The sequence below is a fragment of the Polynucleobacter sp. 39-46-10 genome (genome assembly GCF_002282275.1).
Window position 1 is genome coordinate 1 of the sequence record NZ_NCJB01000398.1, and the last position, 1895, is coordinate 1895.

Consider the following 1895-nt stretch of genomic DNA (forward strand, 5'->3'; position numbering starts at 1 on the left):
TGAACGAGGTTATAGGTAAATGAATCGTAGTTATCAATCATGAGGAGCATCGAGTCCTCCTTGTACTAAATCAGCTGCCATTAACACTGCACGTGCCTTAGCTTCAGTTTCTTTCCACTCGGCGGTGGGGTCGGAGTCTGCCACTACACCAGCACCAGCTTGGGAGTGCAATACACCATCACGAATCACACCAGTGCGAATAGCGATGGCCACATCCATATCGCCAGAGAAAGATAGATAGCCAACTGCGCCTCCATAGACACCGCGTTTCACAATTTCCATCTCGTCAATAATTTCCATCGCCCGAATCTTTGGGGCGCCCGATAAGGTACCGGCAGGGAAGGTTGCGCGTAAAACATCCATATTGCTCATATTGTCTAGTAATTCACCTTCAACCGAGCTGACTATGTGTTGGACATGGGAATATTTTTCGATTGACATCGAGTCAGTCACTTTGACAGTGCCTGTCTTTGCAATACGACCCACATCGTTACGCGCTAGGTCAATCAACATGACATGTTCGGCAATTTCTTTTGGATCGGCGAGTAATTCTGTAGCAAGACGCTCATCTTCTTCGGGTGTTGCGCCACGAGGACGAGTGCCAGCTAGAGGGCGAATCGTCACAATCTTCTGACTCTCGCGCTGCTCTTGGCGCACCAAGATCTCTGGTGATGAGCCCACTACCTGTAAATCACCAAAGTCATAGAAGTACATATATGGTGATGGATTCAGGGAGCGAAGTGCTCGGTAGAGAGCGAGCGGTGAATCTGTGAATGGCTTGCTAATGCGCTGACCAATCACTACCTGCATGCAATCACCAGCTAAAATATATTCTTTGGTTTTGAGTACGGCATTTTCAAAATCAGCTGCCTTGAACTTACGGATCAACTCTGTTTTGGTGCTCGGCAATGAAGCAGGCATGCTTACAGGTTTGCTTAAGCAAGCAAGCAATTCTTTTAATCGAGCTTGAGCCTTTTCAAAGCTATCGGTAACACTAGGGTCCGCATAGACGATTAAATAAATACGACCTGCAACGTTATCAATCACTGCCAACTCTTCAGTCAACATTAATTGGATATCTGGCACACCCAATTCATCTGGCAACTTGTGTTTTGCTAAGCGAGATTCAATGTAGCGAACTGTGTCATAACCAAAGTAGCCTGCAAGTCCGCCACAGAAGCGTGGGAGACCAGGTTGAACCGCCACCTTGAAGCGCTTGAAATAAGCATCAACAAAGTCGAGTGGATTGTCGTGATTGGTTTCAATGACTTTGTCATTGAATAAAACTTCAGTCAGTGGTGCCGTTGGTGTGCCAACCGTTCTTAAAACAGTTTTAGCGGGCAGGCCAATGAAAGAGAAGCGACCAAAGCGCTCGCCACCTAAAACAGACTCAAGTAGGTAAGTATTCTTTTGTCCAAATGCTTGAGTGAGCTTGACGTACAGTGAGAGCGGAGTCTCTAAGTCAGCTAAAACTTCTTTGACCAATGGAATGCGATTGAAACCCTGTTTTGCTAGGGCTAAAAATTCTTCGTGCTGCATTACGATTTTCCTGACATCGCTAGTTCTGCGCGCATCGCTTTAATTACGTCAGCATAATTTTCTTTGCCAAAGATTGCGGAGCCAGCAACAAAAGTATCTGCACCAGCCTTAGCTACTTCTGCAATGTTGTCGACTTTAATGCCGCCATCTACCTCTAAGCGAATGTGTCGACCAGTCTCTTCTTGATAGCGATCTAGTCGTGCACGAACTTGAGCAATCTTATTCAGAGTACTTGGAATAAATGACTGCCCACCAAAGCCTGGATTCACAGACATTAGCAAAACGAGATCGAGTAGTTCTAGGGTGTGATCTAAGTGATGCAGTGGTGTTGCAGGATTTAACACTAGCCCTGCCTG

General features: G+C 46.2%; 1 protein-coding gene and 1 pseudogene. Both read right to left on the reverse strand.

Going from position 1 to position 1895, the window contains the following annotated elements:
* Positions 1 to 33: 33 nt before the first annotated feature.
* A complete protein-coding gene (gene trpE, locus B7X71_RS16085) occupies positions 34 to 1539 on the reverse strand; it encodes an anthranilate synthase component I (protein WP_293598629.1) in 1506 nt (501 codons plus the stop codon).
* A pseudogene (locus tag B7X71_RS16090) lies at positions 1539 to 1895 on the reverse strand (ribulose-phosphate 3-epimerase); the annotation flags it as partial. The gene trpE and the pseudogene B7X71_RS16090, both read right to left, overlap by 1 nt.